23 protein-coding genes are annotated in these 23,523 nt (G+C 65.8%); 9 read left to right on the plus strand and 14 right to left on the minus strand.

Annotated features, from left to right (window positions below; all coding sequences use genetic code 11):
- The first annotated feature begins 34 nt into the window (after positions 1 to 34).
- The 4 genes from PI990_RS04535 to PI990_RS04550 are packed head-to-tail and all read left to right on the plus strand — an operon-like array spanning position 35 to position 2,560.
- Entirely contained in the window at positions 35 to 931 is an 897-nt protein-coding gene (locus tag PI990_RS04535) for a cation transporter (RefSeq protein ID WP_271661259.1), read from the plus strand.
- Positions 932 to 979: 48 nt separating this feature from the next.
- Positions 980 to 1,411, plus strand: a complete 432-nt coding sequence (locus PI990_RS04540; protein WP_003118384.1) for a disulfide bond formation protein B — start codon at positions 980 to 982, stop codon at positions 1,409 to 1,411.
- On the plus strand, positions 1,411 to 2,094 hold the full coding sequence (locus tag PI990_RS04545) for a DsbA family protein (RefSeq protein ID WP_003118385.1): 684 nt from the start codon (positions 1,411 to 1,413) through the stop codon (positions 2,092 to 2,094). The genes PI990_RS04540 and PI990_RS04545 overlap by 1 nt, the downstream gene beginning before the upstream one ends.
- A 4-nt stretch (positions 2,095 to 2,098) precedes the next feature.
- Complete coding sequence (locus tag PI990_RS04550; RefSeq protein ID WP_003118386.1) at positions 2,099 to 2,560, plus strand: methyltransferase family protein; 462 nt, start codon at positions 2,099 to 2,101, stop codon at positions 2,558 to 2,560.
- Between the two features lie 460 nt (positions 2,561 to 3,020).
- On the opposite strand, the gene PI990_RS04555 is transcribed toward PI990_RS04550, so the two are convergent.
- From PI990_RS04555 to PI990_RS04580, 6 genes are all read right to left on the minus strand, one after another.
- Positions 3,021 to 3,524 carry a hypothetical protein gene (locus tag PI990_RS04555; protein ID WP_003118387.1) on the minus strand — a complete coding sequence of 168 codons (504 nt, stop codon included), beginning with the start codon at positions 3,522 to 3,524 and terminating at the stop codon, positions 3,021 to 3,023.
- A 195-nt stretch (positions 3,525 to 3,719) separates the two neighbouring features.
- Complete coding sequence (locus tag PI990_RS04560; protein WP_034019487.1) at positions 3,720 to 4,925, minus strand: tyrosine-type recombinase/integrase; 1,206 nt, start codon at positions 4,923 to 4,925, stop codon at positions 3,720 to 3,722.
- A gap of 203 nt (positions 4,926 to 5,128) precedes the next feature.
- On the minus strand, positions 5,129 to 5,656 hold the full coding sequence (ppa, locus tag PI990_RS04565) for an inorganic diphosphatase (RefSeq protein ID WP_021216753.1): 528 nt from the start codon (positions 5,654 to 5,656) through the stop codon (positions 5,129 to 5,131).
- Between the two features lie 78 nt (positions 5,657 to 5,734).
- Positions 5,735 to 6,553, minus strand: a complete 819-nt coding sequence (locus PI990_RS04570) for a zinc-dependent peptidase (protein ID WP_021216752.1) — start codon at positions 6,551 to 6,553, stop codon at positions 5,735 to 5,737.
- 4 nt (positions 6,554 to 6,557) lie between these two features.
- The gene (locus PI990_RS04575) at positions 6,558 to 7,223 is read right to left on the minus strand and encodes a DedA family protein (RefSeq protein ID WP_021216751.1); all 666 of its coding nucleotides are present in this window, start codon (positions 7,221 to 7,223) and stop codon (positions 6,558 to 6,560) included.
- 243 nt (positions 7,224 to 7,466) lie between these two features.
- The gene (locus PI990_RS04580; protein ID WP_021216750.1) at positions 7,467 to 7,925 is read right to left on the minus strand and encodes a GNAT family N-acetyltransferase; all 459 of its coding nucleotides are present in this window, start codon (positions 7,923 to 7,925) and stop codon (positions 7,467 to 7,469) included.
- 193 nt (positions 7,926 to 8,118) lie between these two features.
- On the opposite strand from PI990_RS04580, the gene PI990_RS04585 reads away from it, so the two are divergent.
- Complete coding sequence (locus tag PI990_RS04585) at positions 8,119 to 10,251, plus strand: acetyl-CoA hydrolase/transferase C-terminal domain-containing protein (protein ID WP_271659931.1); 2,133 nt, start codon at positions 8,119 to 8,121, stop codon at positions 10,249 to 10,251.
- A 3-nt stretch (positions 10,252 to 10,254) separates the two neighbouring features.
- On the opposite strand, the gene PI990_RS04590 is transcribed toward PI990_RS04585, so the two are convergent.
- Positions 10,255 to 11,256 carry a diaminopimelate epimerase gene (locus PI990_RS04590; RefSeq protein WP_271659932.1) on the minus strand — a complete coding sequence of 334 codons (1,002 nt, stop codon included), beginning with the start codon at positions 11,254 to 11,256 and terminating at the stop codon, positions 10,255 to 10,257.
- A 154-nt stretch (positions 11,257 to 11,410) separates the two neighbouring features.
- Between PI990_RS04590 and PI990_RS04595 the strand changes: the two genes are divergently transcribed.
- From PI990_RS04595 to PI990_RS04605, 3 genes are all read left to right on the plus strand, one after another.
- On the plus strand, positions 11,411 to 11,794 hold the full coding sequence (locus PI990_RS04595) for a DUF2946 family protein (protein ID WP_271659933.1): 384 nt from the start codon (positions 11,411 to 11,413) through the stop codon (positions 11,792 to 11,794).
- A gap of 106 nt (positions 11,795 to 11,900) precedes the next feature.
- Positions 11,901 to 14,048, plus strand: a complete 2,148-nt coding sequence (locus PI990_RS04600) for a TonB-dependent copper receptor (RefSeq protein WP_271659934.1) — start codon at positions 11,901 to 11,903, stop codon at positions 14,046 to 14,048.
- Positions 14,049 to 14,101: 53 nt separating this feature from the next.
- Entirely contained in the window at positions 14,102 to 14,869 is a 768-nt protein-coding gene (locus PI990_RS04605) for an alpha/beta hydrolase (protein WP_271659935.1), read from the plus strand.
- 3 nt (positions 14,870 to 14,872) lie between these two features.
- On the opposite strand, the gene PI990_RS04610 is transcribed toward PI990_RS04605, so the two are convergent.
- Positions 14,873 to 15,355: a hypothetical protein gene (locus PI990_RS04610; protein WP_271659936.1), complete on the minus strand. Its 483-nt coding sequence runs from the start codon at positions 15,353 to 15,355 to the stop codon at positions 14,873 to 14,875.
- A gap of 230 nt (positions 15,356 to 15,585) precedes the next feature.
- Between PI990_RS04610 and PI990_RS04615 the strand changes: the two genes are divergently transcribed.
- Positions 15,586 to 17,544, plus strand: a complete 1,959-nt coding sequence (locus PI990_RS04615) for a DEAD/DEAH box helicase (RefSeq protein ID WP_271659937.1) — start codon at positions 15,586 to 15,588, stop codon at positions 17,542 to 17,544.
- A gap of 342 nt (positions 17,545 to 17,886) precedes the next feature.
- On the opposite strand, the gene PI990_RS04620 is transcribed toward PI990_RS04615, so the two are convergent.
- From PI990_RS04620 to eutC, 6 genes are all read right to left on the minus strand, one after another.
- On the minus strand, positions 17,887 to 18,351 hold the full coding sequence (locus PI990_RS04620) for a hypothetical protein (RefSeq protein ID WP_442969315.1): 465 nt from the start codon (positions 18,349 to 18,351) through the stop codon (positions 17,887 to 17,889).
- Between the two features lie 84 nt (positions 18,352 to 18,435).
- Positions 18,436 to 18,810: a response regulator gene (locus tag PI990_RS04625; protein ID WP_021216742.1), complete on the minus strand. Its 375-nt coding sequence runs from the start codon at positions 18,808 to 18,810 to the stop codon at positions 18,436 to 18,438.
- Between the two features lie 24 nt (positions 18,811 to 18,834).
- Positions 18,835 to 20,277 (minus strand): ATPase domain-containing protein, encoded by a 1,443-nt coding sequence (locus PI990_RS04630; RefSeq protein ID WP_021216741.1) that lies wholly within the window; start codon positions 20,275 to 20,277, stop codon positions 18,835 to 18,837.
- Between the two features lie 194 nt (positions 20,278 to 20,471).
- Positions 20,472 to 21,617: a two-component system sensor histidine kinase NtrB gene (locus tag PI990_RS04635; RefSeq protein ID WP_271659938.1), complete on the minus strand. Its 1,146-nt coding sequence runs from the start codon at positions 21,615 to 21,617 to the stop codon at positions 20,472 to 20,474.
- A gap of 89 nt (positions 21,618 to 21,706) precedes the next feature.
- Positions 21,707 to 22,402: a glutathione S-transferase N-terminal domain-containing protein gene (locus PI990_RS04640; protein ID WP_271659939.1), complete on the minus strand. Its 696-nt coding sequence runs from the start codon at positions 22,400 to 22,402 to the stop codon at positions 21,707 to 21,709.
- Positions 22,403 to 22,707: 305 nt separating this feature from the next.
- A complete protein-coding gene (gene eutC, locus PI990_RS04645; protein WP_271659940.1) occupies positions 22,708 to 23,523 on the minus strand; it encodes an ethanolamine ammonia-lyase subunit EutC in 816 nt (271 codons plus the stop codon).

Genomic DNA, 23,523 nt, shown 5'->3' on the forward strand with positions numbered 1-23,523 from the left:
TAATCCGCAGGCTCAAGTTCAATAGGAGATATGGATAGTGAGCTCTTGTGAAAAGTCCTGTGGTTGCGGTTCTACTGCGGAAGCCATTGAAGCAGCGGCCATATCTTCGAGTGAAGGAAGCTGGGTCAGCAGTTTTTCTGTGCCCAAAATGGATTGCCCTTCCGAAGAGCGGATGATTCGGCTCGCACTCAATGGCTTGCCTGAACTTCACTCGTTGTCCTTTGATTTAGCCGGCAGGCAAGTACGCGCATTTCATGATGGGTCGGTTGATCAGATTGCCAGCAAGCTGGAGTCACTTGGCCTGGGCGCAACACTGCTAGGCACTCAACCAGCCAGCCAGGAGTCCGTCTCGGCCAACAGTGCTAGTGAAGAGCTAACTGCTTCGAAAGAGGCCTGTACGCTGAAAATCCTGCTCGGCATCAATGGCGCGATGTTTGTCACCGAGATGACCGCTGGTTTAATCGCTCAGTCGGCTGGCCTGGTTGCCGACTCTTTGGACATGTTTGCTGATGCTGCCGTTTATGGATTGGCTCTATACGCGGTCGGCCGCAGCGCGCAGTTGCAAGTGCGCGCAGCCCATCTGGCGGGCTTCCTTCAAATCGTATTGGCTCTGGGTGTACTCGGAGAAGTGATTCGGCGCTTCTTCTACGGTAGTGAGCCTGAGTCGATGCTGATGTTGGGGGTAGGTCTAGTCGCACTGGTGGCAAACGTCAGCTGCCTTTTGCTGATCTATGGCCACCGCGAAGGTGGTGCTCACATGAAAGCGAGCTGGATCTTTTCAGCAAACGACGTGCTCGCGAACATCGGTGTAATCACTGCAGGGGCATTGGTTGCCTGGACAGGCTCACCCTACCCAGATCTGGTCATTGGCACTGTAGTAGGACTGTTCGTGCTGAACGGTGCGCGCCGCATACTGGCCTTGAAGGCCTGATCAACAGGATCGTCTGCCGTAGCGCCCGCTAGGCATAAGGAAATTACGATGAGCCTTCAACCTTCCTCCGGCAGCTGGAATCTGCTGCTGCTCGCCTGGTTAGTAGCTTTGGTGTCGACTCTCTCCGCGCTGTTCATCGGCGAGGTAATGGGTCAGGCACCTTGCGTGCTGTGCTGGTTCCAGCGTGCCTTTATGTTCCCTCTGGCGGTGGTTCTGGCTATCGCCTGCTACCGCTCAGACTTCGCCATTTGGCGTTATGCCTTGCCGCTGGCCGCTATTGGCGCGGTGTTGGCCTTCGCCCACACGCTGCTCTACGCCGGACTGATTCCCCAGCCGATTCAGCCTTGCACGGCTACCGGCCCGTCCTGCTCAGGAGCCGAGATGACCATATTCGGCGGCGTGCCGTTGCCAGTGCTGGCTCTGCTCGCATTCATCCTGATCACCGTTCTACTCATCATCATCCGCCGGAGAACCATCTAATGAACCGCCGCCCCCTGGTCCTGATCATCAGTGTGGTGATCCTAGCTGTCTTCGCTGCCGCCGCTTACCTGTACGCGCCATCCAAATCGTCCCAGACATCGCAGCAGCCCCAGGCAACCGCGCCAGCACAAGCCGCAACGGAAGCCACCTCAGACAGCAGCAACCTGGTCCGTTTCCACTCGCCGGTGTTCGGCCCAGCTAAAGCCCCGGTGACCATTGTCGAGTTCTTCGATCCGTCTTGTGAGGCATGCCGGGCCTTCTACCCGCATGTGAAGAAAATCCTCGCCGAGAACCCCGCCGAAGTGCGCTTGGTGCTGCGCTATGTGCTGTTCCACCAAGTATCCGAGGAGGTGGCGCGCCTGCTGGAGGCCTCGCGTAAACAGAACCTGTATCCGCAGGTGTTGGAAGCGGTACTAGAAGCCCAGCCGGGCTGGCACGACGACCCCAAGGCCCAAGAGGCCTGGGTCGTCGCCGAACGAGTCGGTCTGGATGTGGAGAAGGCTCGTGCGGACATGAATAGTCCTGGTGTCGACGCCGTACTGAAGCAGGATATGCAAGATGTTAAGGCCGTGGGCGTTCAGGGCACGCCGACTTTCTTCGTCAATGGCCAGCCGTTGGATGAGTTCGGCCTAGAGCCGCTGCGCCAGCTGGTGAGCAGCGAAGTCGCCAAGGTAAGGAAGTGACACGATGGGCGTGTTAGAAAACCGAATTCCGCCGCCCTTGGTTGCAACCATCATTGGAGTGCTGATGGGGGCTTCCTATCGCTACCTGCCAGGCTTTGAGCTGACGCTTGGCTGGCGCCTAGCCGCCGCTCTGCCGGTGCTGTTACTCGGGCTCGGCGTATGTCTTGCTGGTGTATTGTCATTTCATCGTGCTCGCACCACGGTCAACCCGCTACGTCCGGAGAGCGCCTCCGCTCTGGTCGATGGTGGCATCTACCAGTACACCCGCAACCCAATGTATCTGGGCTTTGCCACCGCCCTGGTGGCTTGGTCGCTGCTGCTGGCCTCGCCACTCACACTGCTCGGTGTGGTCGTCTTCGTGCTGTACATGAACCGCTTCCAGATTGTTCCCGAGGAACGGGCACTAACGATGCTGTTCGGTGTGGATTTCGCCCGTTACTGCTCGCAGGTGAGGCGCTGGCTCTAAATCATCGAATGTCTGCTTCTGGCTGTGGCTCAACCTCCGAGCGCAACTTGGAGTAATCGTCGCCTCGATCGACGAGAGGTAAAGCGCTCGCCCTTAGGATCATTGATCGGCAAGAGCGATGCAGAGCCTCCACTATCTAGTACATCACGCTCGACTGACTCCAAGACCTCCCGACTAACCCCAGAACCAATGCGAATACTCACGCACGCCACGTCTTCGGCGTCAGACTGCATCACCATTACCGAGTTTCAGCCCGCTGGCTCCCGCAGAGCTTCCTAGCATCTGGAGCGAGGGCACTTACTGGGTAATTGAAAGATGTGCTAACGCGGCAGCCGACGCAGCGGGCGAGTGAGACCGAGCAGTTGCTACCGCATGAGGTCCTGCCCACCTCACGCAAGGTGAGGTGGGCAGACGCTTAGTGATGGGAGTCGGGCGGTTCCCGTGGAACAAGCGTTAGGGCTTAGCGAGGCGGAGTGCCCATGTGCTGCTGATGCTGCATCATCTGATCCATCATCATCTGTTGCATACCCATGTATCTGTCCATCATGTATTGATGTTGCCTCATCTGTTCAGGCGACATCTGGGAGTAGTGGCTGCCCATTTGGCCCCAGCCCATCATGTGGCCGCCCCCCATCATTTGCCCACCCATCTTGCCGCCTCCGCAGCAATCCATCATTCCGTCGCCCCACATCCCGTTCATCATTTGCATTCCATGCTGCATCATGACTTGGTGCTGTTGCATCAATTTCTGGCGCTGCGCAGGATCGGCCGCCTTCTGGATTAGGCTCATCTGCTCCTGCATGTTCTTCAGGTTTTCCTGCGCCTTCGCCATCTCCTGGTCAAATTGCTCGATGCTCATAGACTGCTGAGTCGGCTTGGCGGCGTTAGCGTCCTGCTGCGCAAAAGCTAAGGCTGGGAAAAGTACAGCCGCCAAAGCGAGGGCGGCGAGTTTGGATGCTTTCATAATTCAGATCCTTGTACGGGATAGTGGGCAGGGAGTGGATTGCCACTAATCAATATAGGCCTCGATTCAGGGCGCAAACTGATGTAAGTCAAAGGGTGACCTGACGCCTCAACACACGCAATGATGAGGGGCGTGCATGGCCGCTTTTGGCCGGTTTCTGTCTGTTGTTACCGGCTGCTTGGGGCTTGCTGTGGGTCACTTCTTGCTCGTGCAGAACTTGGCCCATTCCGCCATCAGTGCCCTGCGCTTCTCCAGAAGGTCGGAGCGCGAATAGGCCGCCTCGGTCTGGTCGCGTTCATCATGGGCAAGCGCAAGCTCGCATACCTCTCGCGGGTAGTTGGTGCATTCGTTTGCCCAGTCCCGGAAGGTCGATCGAAAGCCATGTCTCGTGATGTCTGCATACCCCAGCTTGTGCAGCAGGTTGCGTATGGCGTTGCCATGCATGACACCATTCTTCCCTTGCCCAGGGAAAAGATATATTGAATGAGTCGTATTCATGATATTCAGCATCTCGACTACCGGGGGCGATAGAGGAATGACGAAAGGTTTTCGCATCTTCATGCGCTCAGCCGGCAGTGCCCAAGTGCCAGTTTCGAGGTCAAACTCAGACCATTGAGCATGTTGGATCATGTGGTAACGAGCACCGGTTAGAATCAGTAATCTGGTTGCGATGGCGTCACGTGTATCGATGTTGGCCAGGGTGGATATCAGCTTCGGAGTGTCTTTCCACTGCAGTGCTGGGAAGTGCTGGCGCTGTCTGGCCTTCTTCTTCTCTGCCTTGCTCAGCAAATTGTCCAGGTGTCCGCGCCAGCGGGCAGGATTGTCCCCCTCGCGTAAGCGCCGAGCCTTGGCTGCATCTAGTATTTGCTCGATCTGGCCCCTGATTTCATCAGCAGTCCGGGTCTTGGTTACCCAGATGGGTTGCAATGCAGCAAGCACATGCTCGGTGCTGATGATGTCAGCCGACAACTTGCCCATGGTCGGGAAGGCGTAGAGCTCCAGTTTGCGCAGCCAGCCTTTCCGCCACTTCTCAGACCAACTACCGCCGTGTGCTTGTTGGTATTCGCGAGCGAGATCTTCGAACGTCGTGCGACGTGCTGCAGCCTGGCGTTCGGCTTCGCGCTTGGCTTCCTTTGCCGCATCGCGGGTTGCCAGTGGGTCGCTTCCGGACGCTAGAAGCTTGCGTTGATCGGCGGCTAACTGCCGGGCTTGGCTGAGTGTGACGGCCGGAAAGGGGCCTAGCCCCATTTCGCGGCTGCGGCCATCCAGCTTGTAGCGAAAGATCCAGCTGGTTCCGCCGCTCTTGGATACCTGGAAGTACAGGCCATCGCCATCATTGGTTTTTCCTGGCGTTGCAGCCTTGGCTATCGACTCCACGGTCTTGCTGGTCAGCTTGCCCATTACTCGCTCCTACTCCAACCCACACCCCTCGACCCACACTTTGACCCACACCTTGGTCGCGGATTTTATGGATGGTTACTGGATGTCTTAGGACGAATGCTAAGCTGCAGGGCCTGTATTTGCTAGTGCTGTAGGATCTTGTCGGATTTCTTCGGGCAATAAAAAAGCCGGCTTGTGGCCGGCTTTCCATGAGAGGTCGGGGCTTACTTTTGGTAAGCCGCAACCGCTTTGACGATTTCGGCGCGGGCAGCGTCAGCATTGCCCCAGCCTTCGACCTTGACCCATTTGCCTTTCTCGAGATCCTTGTAGTTCTCGAAGAAGTGCTTGATCTGTTCCAGCAGCAGGGCCGGCAGGTCGGTGTATTCCTTGATGTCCACGTACAGCTGGGACAGCTTGTCGTGGGGGACGGCGATCAGCTTGGCGTCGCCGCCGGCTTCGTCGGTCATGTGCAGGACGCCGACCGGACGGGCGCGGATCACGGCGCCGGGGGCGACGGGATACGGGGTCACGACCAGCACGTCCAGCGGGTCGCCGTCGTCAGCCAGGGTGTTGGGGATGTAGCCGTAGTTGGCCGGGTAGAACATCGGGGTGGCCATGAAACGGTCGACGAACAGGCAATCGCTGTCCTTGTCGATTTCGTATTTGATCGGCGCGTGGTTGGCCGGGATTTCGATAGCGACGTAGATGTCGTTCGGCAGGTCTTTGCCAGCCGGGATCTTGCTGTAGCTCATGGTCGACTCCCTGGGAATGGGCCAAAAAAAGTGGGCGGATTATATGCACATTCATTGGGCGGCGCCACGCCGTCGTGCTCATCCGTTGGTCGTGTTCCGATAGTCCGGGTGCTCGTCGATCAGGCGTGCCAGGCGCGTGGCCGGGTCTTGCCGATAGAAGGCCGCGAGCTGGGTGTAGACGGCGGGGTAGGCGGCCTGCAGCAGGTCGGGGGCGCTGAAGAAGTACTCGCTGGTGACGGCGAAGAATTCCGCCGGGTCTTCCGCCGCGTAGGGGTCGATGGGCAGCTCGGCGTCTTCGTTTTCGTCGAGGCGGGCGTTCATTTCATCGTAGGCGGCCTGCATGGCCTCGGCCCAGTCGGATTGGCGCATGTCGCGGTGCAGCGGTGGCAGGCCGTTGGCGTCGCCGTTGAGCATGTCCAGCTTGTGTGCCAGTTCGTGGATCACCAGGTTGTAGCCCTCCCAGCCGCCGCTGGCCTGCACGCCGGGCCAGGCGAGCACCACCGGGCCGCGGAGCCAGGCTTCGCCGCTGTGCTCGGCGTCCCATTCATGGACGACGCCGGCGCTGTCGCGGTGGCGCTGGGGGCTGACGAAATCGTCGGGGTAGATCACCAGTTCGTGGAAGCCCTGGTACCAGCCCAGTTCTCCCAGGTGCAGCAGCGGCAGCTGGGCCTGGGCCGCGAGGATCAGGCGGTCACGCGGGGCGAGCTGGACGTCGCCCAGGAGGCTCAGGTGCTTGTCGTGGAGGAACAGCACGCTGCGTTCGCGCAGGCGCTGGTCTTCTTCGGCGCTGATGCCGTCGAGTATCGGCAACGCCTGGCGCACCTCGGCCCAGAGCGTGTCAGCGACCGGGTTGCGCGCCAGCGTGCGGCGCCGGCGCCAGTTGCGCAGGGACCACATGGGCTCAGCCCGGGCGCTCGGTGCTGTCGCTGGCGTCGGCCGGGCGCAGGTGGCGATGCACCACGCCGATGAACATGGGCACCAGGGACAGCAGGATGATGACGACCACGCCCACGGACAGGTTCTGCTTGATGAAGGGCACGTTGCCGAAGAAGTAGCCGAGGGTCACCAGGCCGCCGACCCAGAGGATGGTGCCGACGACGCTGAAGGCCAGGAAGCGCCCGTAGGGCATGCGGCCGACGCCGGCGACGAAGGGGGCGAAGGTGCGCACGATGGGCAGGAAGCGCGCCAGGGTCACGGTCTTGCCGCCGTGGCGGTCGTAGAACTCGTGGGTGCGCTGCAGGTAGTCGCGGCGGAAGATCTTCGAGTTGGGCTTGTTGAACAGCCGCTCGCCGGTCGTTCGCCCGATCATGTAGTTGGTGCTGTCGCCCATGATCGCCGCGAGCATCAGCAGGGCGCCGAGCACGATGGGGTCCATGGCGCCATTGGCGCAGATGGCGCCGGCGATGAACAGCAGGGAATCACCGGGCAGGAAGGGCATCACCACCAGGCCCGTCTCGCAGAAGATGACCAGGAAAAGGATGGCGTAGATCCAGGTGCCGTAGTTGCTGACCAACAGGTTCAGGTATTCGTCGAGATGGAGGATCAGGTCGAGCAGGTTGAAATCCATGGGGCGCCTTGTCGATTCTGCGGCGGCGGCTCTGCTGCCGGGCGAGCGGCATTATAGGGGCAAGCGATGTGGCAACGGCGAGCATCCGTCGCCACCTGTTCCAGCATGAAGGTTGCAACTGTTTCCATTGTTTTCCGCTGGATAGGCCCACAGGGCCGCTGCACCGGGTGGTGCGGGTTACGGTGCCGCTGGTGATCGGCTGGTGGCGGAGCCTGGGCGCCTGAGGGGCGCCCGGCGGGTGGATCAGTCTTCGTGGATCGGCAGGATGTAGTTGACGAACTCGCTGTCCTCGCGGAAGCCGATGGACTCGTAGACCTTCTTCGCCACCTCGTTGCCGGCGCTGGTGGAGACGCGCATGCGCACGGCGTTGGTTTCCTTGGCCATCTTCTTCGCGGTCTGCAGCAGGCGGTCGGCCACCAGCTGGCGACGGGCGTCCTCGGCGACATAGATGTCGTTGAGGATCCACACGCGCTTCAGCGACAGGGACGAGAAGCTCGGGTAGAGCTGGCAGAAACCGAGGATCTTGGTGTCGTCGTCATCGGCCAGGGCCAGGTAGATCACCGACTCCTTGCGGCGCAGGCGCTTCTCGAGGAATTTGCGGGAGGAATCGGGGAAGGGCAGTTCGCCGTAGAACTCGCGGTATTTGACGAACAGCGGGTTCAGCAGGTCCAGGTGCTCCAGGGTGGCTTGGACGATGCGCATGAGTAGGCCTCGGCGTAGGTGGTTGGGGCTGGTAAGAATGCAGGTGCTATGCCAGCACCCGGTCGATGCTGCCTGAAAATTCCTGGAAAGCGCAATCCAAGCGAGCGTTTGAATCGCAGCCCGTCGCACGTTGAGCAAAAACGCAGCCGTGCCGGTCCAACCCTGCATCGTCGATCTGCAAGGGAGAGGACAGGTGCCCAACTGCTCGCTGGAACAGGCCGTGGATGAAGTGCTGCGCCGGATCGAGGGGCCCATCCGCCTCGGCATCCCCCTGGGGCTGGGCAAGCCCAACCGCTTCGTCAACGCGCTGTACCAGCGGGTCAAGGCACTGCCCGAACGCCAGCTGACCCTCTATACCGCGCTGTCCCTGGCCAAGCCGCAACCGGCCAGCGAGCTGGAACAGCGTTTCTCCGGCCCCTTCCTGCGCCGCCTGTATGGCGACTACCTCGAACTCGACTATCTCAGTGACCTGCGCTGTGGCGAGCTGCCGGCGCATATTCGCGTGGAGGAGTTCTACCTGCAGCCGGCCAGCCAGCTGGATAACCCCCAGGCCCAGCAAAGCTACGTCAGCCTCAACTACAGCCAGGTGGCCCGGGACCTCGACCGCAAGGGCCTGAACCTGGTGGCGCAGATGGTCGCCGCGCGGCCGCAGAACCCGGGGCGCTTCAGCCTCAGTTGCAACCCCGATATCACCCTCGACCTGCTGCCGCGCCTGCGCCGTCGCCGCGCGGCGGGGGAAACCATCCTCACCGTCGCCCAGGTGCACGAGGCCCTGCCCTATATGCCGGGCGATGCGGAGATCGACGCCGACGAATTCGACCTGGTGCTGGACGCCCCCGAGCGCAGCACCCTGTTCTCCACCCCCAACATGCCGGTAAGCCTGCAGGACCATGCCATCGGCCTGCACGCCAGCGCCCTGGTGCGCGACGGCGGCACGCTGCAGGTGGGCATCGGCGCCATGGCCGATGGCCTGGCCGCCGCGCTGGTGGCGCGCCAGGGGGACAACGCTGGCTACCGCGCGGTGCTCGACGCCCTGGAGGTGCCCCAGCGCTGGGGTGCACTGGTGGAGGCCGAAGGCGGCCTGGCGCCCTTTGCCCAGGGGCTCTACGCCAACAGCGAGATGTTCCTGCTCGGCCTGCTGGTGCTGCTGGAAGCGGGCGTGCTGTGTCGCCCGGTGTACCCCGATGTGCGCCTGCAACGCCTGGCCAACGCCGGGGTGCTGGACCCCCACGGTGCCGTGACCGACCTCGATGCACTGCTGGATGAGCTGCCGCGCGTGCTGGATGGCGACAGCCTCGCCTGGCTGCAGCGCCATGGCCTGCTCGGCGAGACCGTGCGCCTCGATGGTGGCCAGCTGCTGCTGGGTGATGGGCGCCGGCTCAGCCCTGATATGGAGAACGCCGCCACCCGCGCGGCCCTGGTCGAGCAGCTCGGCCAGGTGCGCGGCGGGGTGCTGATCCATGGCGGCTTCTTCCTCGGCCCCGAAGCCTTCTACCAGCGCCTGCGCGAGCTGGGCGACGGGCCGCTGTCACGCATCGCCATGACCGCCATCAGCTACGTCAACCGCCTGCACGGCGACGAAGAGCTCAAGCGCCTGCAGCGCCGCGACGCGCGCTTCGTCAACAGTTGCTTCACCATCACCCTGCTGGGCGCCAGTGCCGCCGACCAACTGGAGGACGGCCGCGTGCTCAGCGGCGTTGGCGGGCAGTACGACTTCGTCGCCCAGGCCCACGAGCTGGAGGGCGCCCGCTCGATCCTGATGCTGCGCAGCTGGCGTGAGTCAGGCGGCGAGGCCAGCTCCAACATCGTCTGGGAATACGGCCACGCCACCATTCCCCGGCACCTGCGCGATCTGGTGGTGACCGAGTACGGCATCGCCGACCTGCGCGGCAAGAACGACGCCGAGGTGATCGAAGCGCTGCTGCGCATCGCCGACTCGCGCTTCCAGGACGGCCTGATCGCCGAGGCGCAGAAGGCCGGCAAGCTGCCCGCTGACTTCACCCTCGACCCGCTCTACCGGCAGAACACCCCCTGGCGCCTGCTGGCGCTGCAGGCCGAGCATCCCCGGTTGTTCGCCGAATACCCGCTGGGCTGCGACTTCACGCCGGAGGAACAAGACCTGTTGCGCGCCCTGCGCTGGTTGAAGAGCAAGCTCAAGCTCAGCGAGATCCTCGAGCTGGGCATGGCCACCCTGTTCGACCTGCCGGAGCCCGCCGACTACACCCGCCACCTGCAGCGCATGGACCTGCACGCGCCCAGCGGCCTGCGCGAGCAGCTCTACCAGAAGCTGGTGCTGGCCGGGCTCAAGGCCACCGCGCCGGGCTGAACCTCAGCCGTCGAGCCGCGTGCCCACGCCGAACAGCCACACCCCCACCAGCGCCTCGCCCTGTTGCTCCAGGCGCAGCGGCGCGGTGCCGCCGGGCATGCGCACCTGCACCTCGCCGGCCGCCACCAGCCCGGCCTTCCAGGCGGCACTGGCCACGGCGCAGGCGCTGCTGCCGGAGGATTCGGTCGCCCCTTCGCCGCGCTCGAACACCCGCGCCTCGATGGCGCCGTCCGCCGCCCGCGCCGCCCATTGCAGGTTGACCCCGGCGGGGCAGGGGTTGCCGCCGCCGATGGGCGCGGCGTAGGCGATGCGCTCCAGTGCCGCGTGGGGCACGGCGGCGCGCAGCCAGGGCATGGTCGGCAGCGTGGCGGGATCGTCCAGCAGGGTCACGCAATGAGGGTTGCCGATACGCACGAACTGGCTGCGCTGCCATTCGGGATTCACCTGCGCCAGGGCGTCGACACGGCTCAGCGGGTGGCCGTGGAAGTCGGCGGCGGCCACATGCTCGCCATCGGCACCCACCGCCTCGGGGCCGAACCCCGGTGCGCCCATCTGCAACCAGAAGCCTGAGTGCCCATCGCGTTCGGCGGGCTCGATGGGCGTGACCACCGGCGAGCTGCCGCCGGGCTTGTCGTGGTGCACCTGCAGGACGAAGGCCTGGCTGGGCAAGACCTGGCCGTCGTCGAGCAGGGACTGGGCGAAAAGGGTCATGCCGTTGCCGCTGCGTTCGGTCAGGCTGCCGTCGGTGTTGACGATCAGCAGGTCCCAGGGCGAGGCGTCACCGAAGGGACCCACCAGCAGCCCGTCCGAGCGATGGCCCTTGGCGCCTTGTGGTCGCTCGCCTTCGGGCCAGGTGCAGAGGGCCTCGATGGCGGCGACGCTCCACTGCGCGCGCTGCCGCGCCGCGTCGGCGGCTTGCTGTGGCACGGCGATGCCGAGCTGGCGCAGCGCTTCGGGTGTGGTGACGACATAGCGGTTGCCGCGGGCATCGTAGAGGCGGGTCATCGGGGTTCTCGCTGCGGATTGGAGGTGCGACTGTAGCGGTTGTGACGCCGTTCCGGCCAAGCGGATTGCAGCGATCTATCCGACATCGGCTGCGGCAATCCACCACAAGGGCCGGCTTTCTCGCCGTGAAATTTCGGTGCTAGAGTCGCCGCCCATGAAAACCGCCCGCCACGACCGCTCGTTGATCGCCTGGATGCTCTACGCCTGCGTCCTGTTCAACCTGCTCGCCTGCGGTATTCACCACGGCCAGGCATTGGGCCTGGAACTCAGCGGGCTCGGTGGCGCCTTCTGCTCGGCCACCGGCAGCGACGGGCCTTCCGTCGACGGTGATCTGTCCGGCTCCCTGGCGCAGCTTTCAAACCTGGGTTTCAGCTGCCCGATGGGTAGCGCCGTCACCCTCGGCATCCTCTTCTTCCTCGGTCTGTTCTGGCTCCAGCGTCGCCGCGAGCTTCCGCGCCCGCCCCGGGACCGCCACACATGCACGCCCCCCCGTTACTGCTGGCCCTCGGCCAATCCCCGCGCCTCTCCCTGCCTCTGAAATCACAACCCCGCGCCTGCGGCCGTCCTGCTGACGCCGCCGACCCGAGCTGCCCGTCGCCCGAGCGTGACGGCGCCAACGATTTCAGATCATGGAAAGCATCCACATGCACCAGCCTGTCCCCTGCCGCTCCAGCCGTTTCAGCTTCCAGCCCGATGCCGCGCGCCTGCGCTGGCGCCACGCCTTCGCCCTGGCCGCCGGCCTGGCCTTCGCCGCGGGCGCCGTCGCCCATGAACATGACCACGAGCAGCACGTGGCGCCCGTCGCGCCCGCTGCCGAGCCGATCGAGGTCAGCGCCACCGTCATCACCGCGGTGCAGCAGAGCTCGCCGCTGACCATCGTCACTGACCCGAAGGAGGCCCGGCAGCCGGTGCCGGCCAGCGACGGCGCCGACTACCTGAAGACCATTCCCGGCTTCTCCGCCATCCGCAACGGCGGCACCAACGGCGACCCGGTGCTGCGCGGCATGTTCGGCTCGCGCCTCAACCTGCGCACCAACGGCGGCCTGATGCTCGGTGCCTGCCCGGGGCGCATGGACGCCCCCAGCTCCTACATCTCGCCGGAGACCTTCGACAAACTCACCGTGATCAAGGGCCCGCAGACCGTGCTCTGGGGCCCGGGTGCCTCGGCCGGCACTGTGTTGTTCGAGCGTGAGCCGGAGCGTTTCGGCGAACTCGGCAGCCGCCTCCATGCCAGCCTGCTGGCCGGCTCCAACGGCCGCTTCGACCGCGTGCTGGACGGCGCCGTGGGCAACGAACTCGGCTACCTGCGCGCCACCGGCAACCATTCCCAGTCCGACGACTACGAGGACGGCAACGGCGACACCGTGCCCTCGCGCTGGGACAAGTGGAACGGCGACGTGGCCCTCGGCTGGACCCCGGACGCCGACACCCTGGTCGAGCTCTCCGCCGGGCGTGGCAACGGCGAGTCCCGCTACGCCGGGCGCGGCATGGACGGCAGCCAGTTCCTGCGCGAAAGCCTCGGCCTGCGCTTCGAGCGCAGCAACCTCGGCGGCGTGCTCGACAAGCTGGAGGCGCAGGTCTACTACAACTACGCCGACCACGTGATGGACAACTTCCGCCTGCGCAACCCCGACCCGACCAGCTCGATGCCCATGCCGATGGCCTCCCAGGTGGACCGCCGCACCCTCGGTGCGCGCATGGCCGCCACCTTCAAGTGGAGCGAGGTGGAGCTGGTGGCCGGCCTCGATGCCATGCGCAGCGAGCACCGCAAGCGTGCCTCGCGCTACTCGATGATGAGCGGCACCTTCACCGACGCCGACCAGTTCCCCCGCACCCGTGATGCGCTGATGCACAGCTACGGCGCCTTCGGCGAGCTGACCTGGTACGTGGAGGAGGGCGACCGCGTGGTGGCCGGCGCGCGCCTGGACCGCTCCGACGCCAAGGACTACCGCCGCACCCTGGGCATGATGGGCATGGCCAACCCGACCTTCGGCGACACCCGCGCCGACACCCTGCCCAGCGGCTTCGCGCGCTACGAGCACGACCTGGACAGCGCCACCACCCTCTATGCCGGCCTCGGCCATGTGCAGCGCTTCCCCGACTACTGGGAGCTGTACTCGCCCAACCAGGGCCCGGCCGGCTCGCGCAACGCCTTCGATGGGGTCAAGCCGGAGAAGACCACCCAGCTGGACTTCGGCGTGCAGTACAGCGAGGGCGACCTGGAGGCCTGGGCGTCCGGCTACGTCGGCCAGGTGCGCGACTACATCCTCTTCACCTACACCCCGGGGATGATGGGCGACACCTCGCGGGCCGATAACATCGACGCGCGCATCATGGGCGGCGAACTGGGCGCGGCCTACCGCCTGGACGAGAACTGGAAGACCGACGGCACCCTGGCCTACGCCTGGGGCAAGAACAGTTCCGACGGCCGTGCGCTGCCGCAGATGCCGCCGCTGGAAGCGCGCCTGAGCCTGGCCTACGAGCAGGGCGCCTGGAGCGCCGGTGCCCTGTGGCGCGTGGTGGCCGCGCAGAACCGCGTGGCCGAAGGGCAGGGCAACGTCGTCGGGCAGGACTTCGGCAGCAGCGGCGGCTTCGCGGTGTTCTCCCTCAATGGCGCTTACCGCCTGACCCGCGACATCAAGGTCAGCGCCGGGGTCGACAACCTCTTCGACAAGGCCTACGCCGAGCACCTCAACCTCGCCGGTGACGCCGGCTTTGGCTTCCCCGCCGAGCCCGAGGCGATCAAGGAGCCCGGCCGCACCCTGTGGACCAAGGTGGACTTCAGCTTCTGATAGGCTGAAAACGCCCCCGCGCCCAGCGCGGGGGAACACCTTCGGAGCTCTCCATGACGCGCACCCTGCTGGTAACCCTCGCCCTCGTCGCCGGGCTGTACCTGGCCATCTGCCTCATGCTCTTCCTGTTCCAGCGCAACCTCCTCTACTTTCCCCAGCCCCGCGCGGTGCAGGCGCCGGAGAACACCCTGGAGCTGGCGGTACCGGGAGGGCGGCTGGTGGTCACGGTGCGGCCACGGCCCGGCGCGCAGGCGCTGCTGTACTTCGGTGGCAATGGCGAGGATGTGTCGCTGAACCTGGAACAGCTGGCCGAGGCCTTCCCCGACCGCGCGCTCTACCTGATGCATTACCCGGGTTATGGCGGCAGTTCCGGCGAGCCGTCGGAGGCTCTGATCCTGCGGGATGCCGAATTGCTCTATGACCACATCCGCGACCGCCACGAGCAGGTGGCGCTGGTGGGGCGCAGCCTGGGCTCGGGCGTTGCCGTGCAATTGGCGAGCAAGCGGCCGGTGAGCCGGCTGGTGCTGATCACCCCCTACGACAGCATCGAGAACGTCGCCGCCGGGCGTTTCCCCTGGGCGCCAGTGCGCGGGTTGCTACGGGATCGCTACCGCTCGGCGGATGTCGTCGGCGCCCTGCGCGTGCCGACGCTGCTGATGCTGGCCAGCGATGACCAGGTCATCCCCCGTGACAGCAGCGAGCGCCTGGCGGCGGCCTTCGCCCCCGGCGTGGCACGGCTGGAGGTGCTGGACGGCGCGGGCCACAACGACATATCCCTGCACCCGCGCTACCTGCCGCTGCTGACCGAGGCCCTGCGCTGAGGCTCAGGCGTAGATGCTGATGCCGCCCTTGGCCTGCAGCCAGTCGCGGTAGGTCTCCAGCGAGCTGGTCTGCTTGTCGCCGTTCACGCCGACGAAGGAGAAGGCACCTTCCAGGCCCTTGTCGAGCAGCTTCTGCACCTGGGTCAGCATCTTGGCGGCGTCGTCGCGGTCCAGGGTGGAAACGTCCGGCAGCTGTATCTGTGCGCCATTGCCGCCATTTAGCCCGGCCCTGGTCGCGGCGCTGGCGTTGCTCAGCACGTTGCTGGTGTTGCCGGCCATGGCGTTCATCAGCCCGCCGCGCCCCTGGGCTACCAGGTTGGCGGCGAACTGGCGCAGTTCGGCGATGGGGTCCGTCGGCTTGTCGGTGGCCTTGCCGTCGGTGCCGGTGGTGGTGCCGGTGGTGGAACCGCTGGTGCCGGTGGTGGACGGCTTGGTGGCGCTGGCGAGGTAGGTCGCCAGCGGCGAGCTGTTGGAGATGATGGTCATGGCCTTTCCCTGGATGCAGAGGATGCGCCGCTTTGGTGCAGGGATCGGGCCATATTCGTGAAAGCCCCGCTGCAGAAGGCTTCCGGCCTTTTACTCGGGAATGTGCGCGGCGCCGCATTGCCGGCGCGGGGCAAGGCCTTGCCGCCGGTTGGCCAGGGGCCAGCAACTGACGGCGCCGGGGCAAAGCCCTTATCATCGCGCCCTGTTATTCGCTTTCCCGGACCCTTTGGATGCTGTCTGCCGTCAAGCGCTACAAGTCGCTGCTCTCCGGAGCGCTGGCGCGTTATTTCCCCCGTACCACCGCCTACCTGCGCGAAGAGCGCGAGGCTGCGCAGGCCATGGCCGCCCAGGCGCAGAAGAAACCCCGTGGGCGCAGCCGCAAGGGCGCCACCAGCACGCCCAAGGGCCGTTCGAGTGGCAAGAAATCCGCCCCCAAGGAACCGGGCGGGGTCGCTGCGCCGGCGGCTGAGCTCCAGGACGACGGCATCTACGGCGGCCCCCTGCGGCAAAGCGCCGGTGTCGCCGAGGCCATGCGCGAGAAGGTCGCCGCCGCCGTGGCCGCTGGCGTGGTGGCTGCGCCTTCGGACGAGCAGTGGGCGATGATCCTCGGCCGCGCGCCGGTCACCCGCATCTTCGCCGGGGCTGGTTCCGGCAAGTCCACCACCCTGGTGCTGCGCGTGGTGTTCATGCTCTGCCACCTGGGCATCGAGCCCGGCAAGCTCACCGTCATCTCCTTTACCAACGCCTCCTGTGCGCAGCTGCGCGACCAGCTGCAGCGGGTGCTCGGCTTCTGGGAATTCGCTTTCGACGCCACCCAGGCGCGGCAGTGCGTGCGCACCTTCCATTCGGCCATGGGCGTGCTGGCCAAGGCGGCCCTGGGCAACCCCGCCTGGTTCGAGCAGCTGGACGACCGCGACCCCAGCGCCGAGCCGGACAACCCCCTCGCCGCCGGCCGCCTGCGCCCGGCCCAGCAACGCCTGCTGGAGGAGGCCTACCAGGCCTGCTACGCCGCCGATGCCGGGTTCCGCCAGCGGGTGCACCGCCTGCTGGGGCTGGCCGAACCGGTGGAGGAGGAGGGCGCCACCATCGGCCAGGCACCCCGTGATGCGTTGCGCCTGGCCGGCGAGCTGACTGCGCTGCCGCTGCCGGAAGCCTTCCATGCCCAGGCCGGGTTCATCGAAAGCATCGGCCTGCGCATCGACCGGTTGCAGCCGGCCACGCTCAACTGCCCGCCCCAGGAGCGCTTGTTCATCGAAGCCCTGCAGCCCTTCTGGGCGCGCTTCCAGGCGCTGTTGCGCGAGCGCGGCGCGATGACCTTCAACGATGCCTTCGCCGAGCTCACCCAGCGCCTGCCGGCCGGCAGCCTCGACGCCGCGCTGCTGGAGCCGCTGACGCACCTGCTGATCGACGAGTTCCAGGACATCTCCCCGCAGATCGTCCAGTGGCTGCAGGCCGTGCACCGCCAGCTGGCACGCTCGCGCCGGGCGCCGAGTCTGATGGCCATCGGCGACGACTGGCAGTCCATCTATGGCTGGCGCGGTAGCTCGCCTGAGCTGTTCATGGATTTCGACCGCCACTTCCCCGGCAAGGGCAAGGCGAAGAAGAGCAAGGTGCTCTTGCTGGAAACCAACTACCGCTCCATCGAAACGGTGGTACGCGACGGCGAGGCGGTACTCGGGGGCGTCGCCTTCAAGCAGGAGAAGACCAGCCGCGCGGTGAAGGTTGCCCAGCCGGAGGACGGCGTGCGCCTGGTGCAGGGCTTCGACCTGGCCGCCGGGCTGCCGAACCTGGTCGCCGACATCCAGGCCCAGTGCCGCCATGTCGAGGAGCGTGGCAGCGGCGAGCGCACCGCCGTGCTCCTGCTCGGCCGTCGCAACGAAGCCCTGCGCAGCATCCAGGCGCAACTGGACCCGGCGCTGCCGGTGAAGGCCTACAGCATCCACCGCGCCAAGGGCCTGCAGGCGGAAGTGGCGGTGATCGTCGACGACTGCCTGCCCACGGAGGCGCACCCCCTGCGCAACGCCCTGTATGCCCGCTGCGGATTCTTCCGCAACAGCTACGACCAGGCCATGCGTGACGAGAGCCTGCGCCTGGCCTATGTCGCCATCACCCGGGGCGTCAGCCGCGTTATCTGGTACTGCCGCAAGGCCCAGGGCGCCACCGCCGTATTGGCCGGGCGCGGCCGTTGAGTCGTTGAGCCCGTAGGGGCGAGCTCTGCGAAAGCTCCTGCAGGGGCGACGTCAGTCGCCAAGTGGCGCGCAGCGCCGCCGCCCTTATGGGAGCGAATTCATTCGCGATCGGAGCCCCGGACTGAAGTCCGGGCTACGGGCTCGCGAAGCGCCTGGCGACGTGGCCCGTCACCGCTCCCTTGGTGGATGAAAAGAGCGTCATCCACCCTACACGGCGGTCTTGCCCGTGCGGTGGCGAGAGCCTTTGTAGGGGCGACTTTAGTCGCCAAGTGGCGCGCAGCGCCGCCGCCCTTGTGGAATTCATTCGCGAAAGGGCGGCCTTGAAACCGCCGCTGCGTCGCCTCAGAACAAGGCTTCGGTGTCGCGGATGAGCACGGCGTGGTGGCCGTCTTCGTCTTCGAAGATTTCGTAGAGGAAGTACATCTCGATGGCGCCCTCGGGGGTGTTCACGGCCACCTGGTCGCCGGCTTCGGCGGTGAAGTAGGCGCGGCTGGCGGGGGCGGCGATGCATTCGATCAGGGCACTGAAGAACTGCACGGGGTCGCTGTCGTCGTAGTATTCCTCGCGCTCGCTGTCGCTCCATTCGGCGGGGGGCTGGAAGACGCCGGTGATCAGTACGCGGGCATCGCCGAGGTCTTCCTCATCGGCGTCGGCATCGTCGGGGTCGGCGCGATAGAGCGTGGCTTCGAGGGCGTCGGGGCTGCCCAGCACGGCCTGGCGAGAGGTGAAGCGGCGCTGCGGGTCGAGGGCGACGGCCTGGCAGATCTGGACCCAGGTGGGGTCGCTGGCGAGTTCTTGGGTGGACACGGCGGTCTCCGCTGGGGGCTGAAAGCCGGCAGTTTCCGGGACGCGAGCGACGCTGGCAATGGGCGGCGGACGGAGCGGGGCGGTTCAGGCCTGGCCGTCGCTGGGGCCGATCAGTTGCGCGACCGTGGCGATCACGGCGTTGATGTCGAAGGGCTTGTCGAAGACGGCGGCGAACAGGTCGCTGCGGTCGCGGCCGACGCTGCCTTGGGCGCCGCTCATGAGGATGATCGGCAGATCGGGGGATTGCGTGCGCGCGCGGATCGCCTGGGCGAACTCCAGGCCGTCCATGATCGGCATCATGAAGTCGGTGATGACCAGGGACGGGCGCTCGCGATCGAGAACTTCCAGTCCCCTGCGGCCGTTGCCGGCCTTGACCACCATGTAGCCTTCGTCCTCCAGCGCAAAGGCCAGGATATCTGCAATCAGATACTCGTCATCGACTACCAGGATCGTTGTCATTAGGCACTGACCAGTTGGCGTGTTTCAGTTGCCGGGATTGGGCGTTGCCGCCCCCGACATGACTGCCGTCGCATGCTTGAAGGCCTTGTCGAGGTTGATTCCATGGTCGTGGATAACGACCTCCAGCAGGGAGGGGTCGTAACGGCTGTCCCTCATCTTGAGAATGGACAGCAGGCGTTTCAGTTCAGAGTTCATTTCCACGTAGCGCATCAGCACCAGGTTGTCGACGATGCTCGACAGCTCCGGCGCCGGGGCGTTGATGTCGGCACTGTACAGGTCGCGCATCTCCCAGGTGGCGAGGACGGTGACGCCGAGGGCGCGCAGCTCGTTCATCAGGGCGCTGAAGAACTCCACCAGGCGCGACTGGTTGCTGGCGACGCGGGCCATGCCGCCGAGGCTGTCGATGTGCACGCGCTTGATGCCTTTCTCGACCACGGTCTTGATCAGCCGAGCGCCGAGGCCGTCGAGCAGGCCTTCGGTGGTGGGTTGCCACTTCAGGTGCAGGGCGCCGCTGTCTTCCAGGGGCTGCAGGTCGATGCCGATGCTGCGTGCCTTGATGCGCAGGCGCTCTGGGGACTCGTAGAAGCCGAAGTGCAGGCCGGGCTCCTCGGGGGTGGACTGGGCGAGGAAGCTGATGCCGAGGCTGGTCTTGCCGACGCCGGCCGGGCCCATTACCAGGGTGGCCGAGGAGCGCGCCAGGCCACCGTCGATCAGCGCATCGAGGCCGCCGATGCCGCTGGAGATGCGCTGCAGGTCGGCGCTGTCGGGGCGCGTGGGGCGGCTGTAGAGGGTTTCCAGGCGCGGGTAGACGACCAGGCCGTCGTCGGTGATCTCGCACTCGTGCAGGCCGGACAGCGCACCGCTGCCACGGGTCTTGCGCAGCTGGATGCGGCGCACCGAGCGGGCACCGAACAGCTCTTCGCCCAGCTCGATGACGCCATCGACCATGGTGTGCTCGGGGCTGCCGTCGTCGAGGCGGGCGCTGGTGAGAAAGAGCACGGTGCAGCCGGCGAAGGCGGCGTGGCCCTGCAGCTCACCGATGAATTTCTTGGTGTCCAGCGGCGTATCCGCCTTGGAGCGGGCATTGAGCAGGCCGTCGACGATCAGCACCGTGGCCTTCTGCCGGCTGATCTCGCGGCGCAGCAGCTTGACCACCTCGTCCAGGCCTTCGTTCTCCAGCGTGTCGAAGGCGCTGACGAACTGGATCTGCGCGCCGATCTGCGAGGCGTCGAAGAAGCTCAGGGTGGAGAGGAACTGGAACAGTCGCTCATGGGTTTCGGCCAGCAGCGTGGCGACCAGTACGCGCCCGCCGTCGCGCACGTGGTTGAAGGCGATCTGGTTGGCGAGGATGGTCTTGCCCGATCCGGGACGGCCCTGGACGATGTAGGACGCGCCGGCAACCAAGCCACCCTTCAACAGGGCATCCAGCCCTTCGATGCCGCTTTGAAGGCGTTTTAGCTGTTCCAAGTTCTGGCCTGCCTCATCTGGATGTTCGCTTGTAGAGGGCCGACGTGCCTGCTCGGGAGCCTGGCTGGCCGGCACTGCGCATTGCGTCCGGTCATGGGCGGGTCGGCCTTGATCCCGGCGATTCTACGCTGCCGGCTCACTATCAGCGATAGAGTCGTGCCTTCTGAAGTAGTTCCTGTGCGCGGCGGCACCTTTCAGGGGGCCTGGTAGAGCAGCGCCGGCAGGCAGAGGGTCATGGTGGTGCCGCGCCCCGGTTCGCTGTCCACGCGGATGGTGCCGCCGTGCTGGCGCACGAAGCCGTAGGCCTGGCTCAGGCCCAGGCCGGTGCCCTTGCCCAGCCCCTTGGTGGTGAAGAAGGGCTCGAAGATGCGCGGCAGCACCTCCGGCGGGATGCCGCTGCCGCTGTCGCGCACCGAGATGATCAGGAATTCGCCGGTCAGCTCGTCCCACTCGCCCGTCAGGGTGCGGTTCTCCGCGCGCAGCACGATGCTGCCGTCCTGCTCCATGGCGTCGCGGGCATTGAAGATGAGGTTGAGCAGGGTCATCTCCAGCTGGCTCGGGTCCACCAGGATGGGATGCAGCGGCGGGCACAGCTGCAGCTCCAGGGTCATGCCCTTGGGCAGCGCCTGGCTGAAGAACATCTGCGCCGAATGCAGGGTGTTTTCCAGCTGCACCACTTGCTGCTGCTGGTCGCGCTGGCGGGCGAAGGAGAGCAGGTGCTGGGTCAGGTGGCTGCCACGCAGGCCGGCCTCGTGGATGCTGCCGAGCAGTTCCTTGATGCGCTTGGGGTCCTGGGTGCGACCGGCCAGCGCCGAGGCGCCGATGATCACCGTGAGCAGGTTGTTGAAGTCGTGGGCCATGCCGCCGGTGAGCTGGCCCAGGGCTTCCAGCTTCTGCGCCTGGAACAGCTGCGCGCGCAGGCCTTGCAGGTGCAGCTCGGACTCGTGGCGTTCGGTCATGTCGCGGGTGATCTTGGCCAGGCCGATGATCCGTCCGTCGTGGTCGCGCACCACATCCATCACCGCCAGGGCCCAGAAGCGCGTGCCGTCGCGGCGCACCCGCCAGCCTTCGTCCTGGGAACGCCCGGTATTGAGTGCGGTGGCGATCAGGTGGGCGGGGCGGTTGGCTGCGCGGTCTTCCTCGGTGAAGAACATCGACAGGTGCTGGCCGATGGCTTCCTCGGCGCTGTAGCCCTTGATCCGCTCCGCGCCGGCGTTCCAGCTGATGATCTCGCCCTCGGGCGAGAGCATGTACAGGGCGTAGTCGACCACGGCGTTGACCAGCAGCTCGTAGCCTTGCTCGTTCAGCCTGTGGATGGGCTTGGGGGTGTTCGGGTCCATTGGCACCTGCTTGGGCGGGGAACCGGGTAGGGGCTGGCAGTGTACGTCTTCCCGGACGGCGCGCGCACCGTCCGGTAGCGGTGCCGAGATCACCCCGGAATCTTCAGTCCACGGGCCACCGCTGGGCGGGCGAGGAAGGCCTCCAGCACGCGGGTGACGTTGGCGAAACCGTCGATGCCCACCAGCTCGCCGGCCTCGTAGAAGCCGATTAGGTTGCGCACCCAGGGGAAGGTGGCGATGTCGGCGATACCGTAGTCGTCCTGGATCCAGTCACGCCCTTGCAGGCGACGGTCGAGCACGCCGAGCAGGCGCTTGGACTCGGCGACGTAGCGGTCGCGCGGGCGCTTGTCCTCATAGTCCTTGCCGGCAAATTTATTGAAGAAGCCGAGCTGGCCGAACATCGGGCCGATGCCGCCCATCTGGAACATCAGCCACTGGATGGCCTCGTAGCGCCCGGCGGCGTCGTCGGGAATCAGGCGCCCGCTCTTCTCTGCCAGGTACAGCAGGATGGCGCCGGACTCGAACAGCGCCAGGGGCTGCCCACCGGGGCCGTCCGGGTCGAGGATGGCGGGAATCTTGTTGTTGGGGTTGAGGGAGAGGAACTCGGGGGACAGCTGGTCATTGGTGTCGAAACTGACCTTGTGCGCCTCGTAGGGCAGGCCGACTTCCTCGAGCATGATCGACACCTTCACCCCGTTGGGCGTGGGCAGCGAGTAGAGCTGTAGGCGGTCGGGATGCTGGGCGGGCCATTTGTGGGTGATGGGGAAGGAGGAAAGGTCGGTCATGGGGAGTCCTGTCGAATGGCTGCGGGACGAGCAGACAGCATGGCTGGGTCGCGGCGCTTGTCCAGTGGCGACAGCCATGACCCGGCGGGATCGCGGGCCGCATCACGGATGCCTGGGGTTTCCATCTCGACCACTGGCGTCGCGTGCCGTTCAGTCACCCGGCTCGACCCGTAGGGTGGCGTAGAGCGCAGCGAAACCCATCATCCAGGCTGTCCAGGAAGAGGCCCGCCGAGACCGGGGAGCGGCAGGGCCCGGCTCCCGGTCCATCGCGAATGAATCCGCTCCCACAGGGTGGGCGAGGCGCTTCAACCACCCAGCAGGAAGTTGCCCCGTGCAGGCTGGCCGGCGCCGTCGAGCATCGGCACCTGGGAGTCGTCCTTGAGGTTGACCCCGGAGAGCTGACGGCGGCTGGCTTCGCGCATCAGGTAGAGGAGGCGGTGGGCGGCGAGGCCGTAGGAGAGGCCTTCCAGGCGCACGTTGGAGATGCAGTTGCGGCTGGCGTCGGTGAGGCCGACCCGGGGCGCCCAGGTGAAGTACAGGCCGAGGCTGTCCGGGGAGCTGAGGCCGGGGCGTTCGCCGATGAGGATCACCACCATCTTCGCCTTGAGCAGTTCGGCCACTTCGTCCGCCACCGCCACACGGCCTTGTTCCACCAGGGCGATGGGCGCGGTGCTCCAGCCGTCTTCCGCCGCCTGTTCCTCGAAGCGTTGCAGGAAGGGCAGGGCGTGGCGCTGCACGGCCAGGGAGGACAGGCCGTCGGCGATCACCAGGGCCAGGTCGTAGCCGTCGGGATTGGCTTCGGCGTGCTGGCGCAGGCGCTGGACCGACTCCTCGTCCAGGCGTCGGCCCAGGTCCGGGCGCTGCAGGTAGGTGTGGCGGTCCGCCGCTGCGCTGTGCAGCAGCAGGCTGTCGCGATCACGCGTGGCCAACTCGGCAGCCAGGGCCGCGCGGTCGAAGGGCAGGTGCACGGCGTCGCGGGCCTGGGCGTGGGCGAACTGGAAGTCCAGCTGGGCTTCGGTGGGCAGGCTGGTGCCGGCACGGCCGAGGGCGATGCGCGCGGGGGTGAGGTTGCGCAGTTCGCGCCAGGGGTTGTCGAGGGCGGGGCGTTTGTCGTCGCTCAT

The organism is Pseudomonas sp. TUM22785, assembly GCF_028198105.1.
Lineage (GTDB): Bacteria > Pseudomonadota > Gammaproteobacteria > Pseudomonadales > Pseudomonadaceae > Metapseudomonas > Metapseudomonas solani.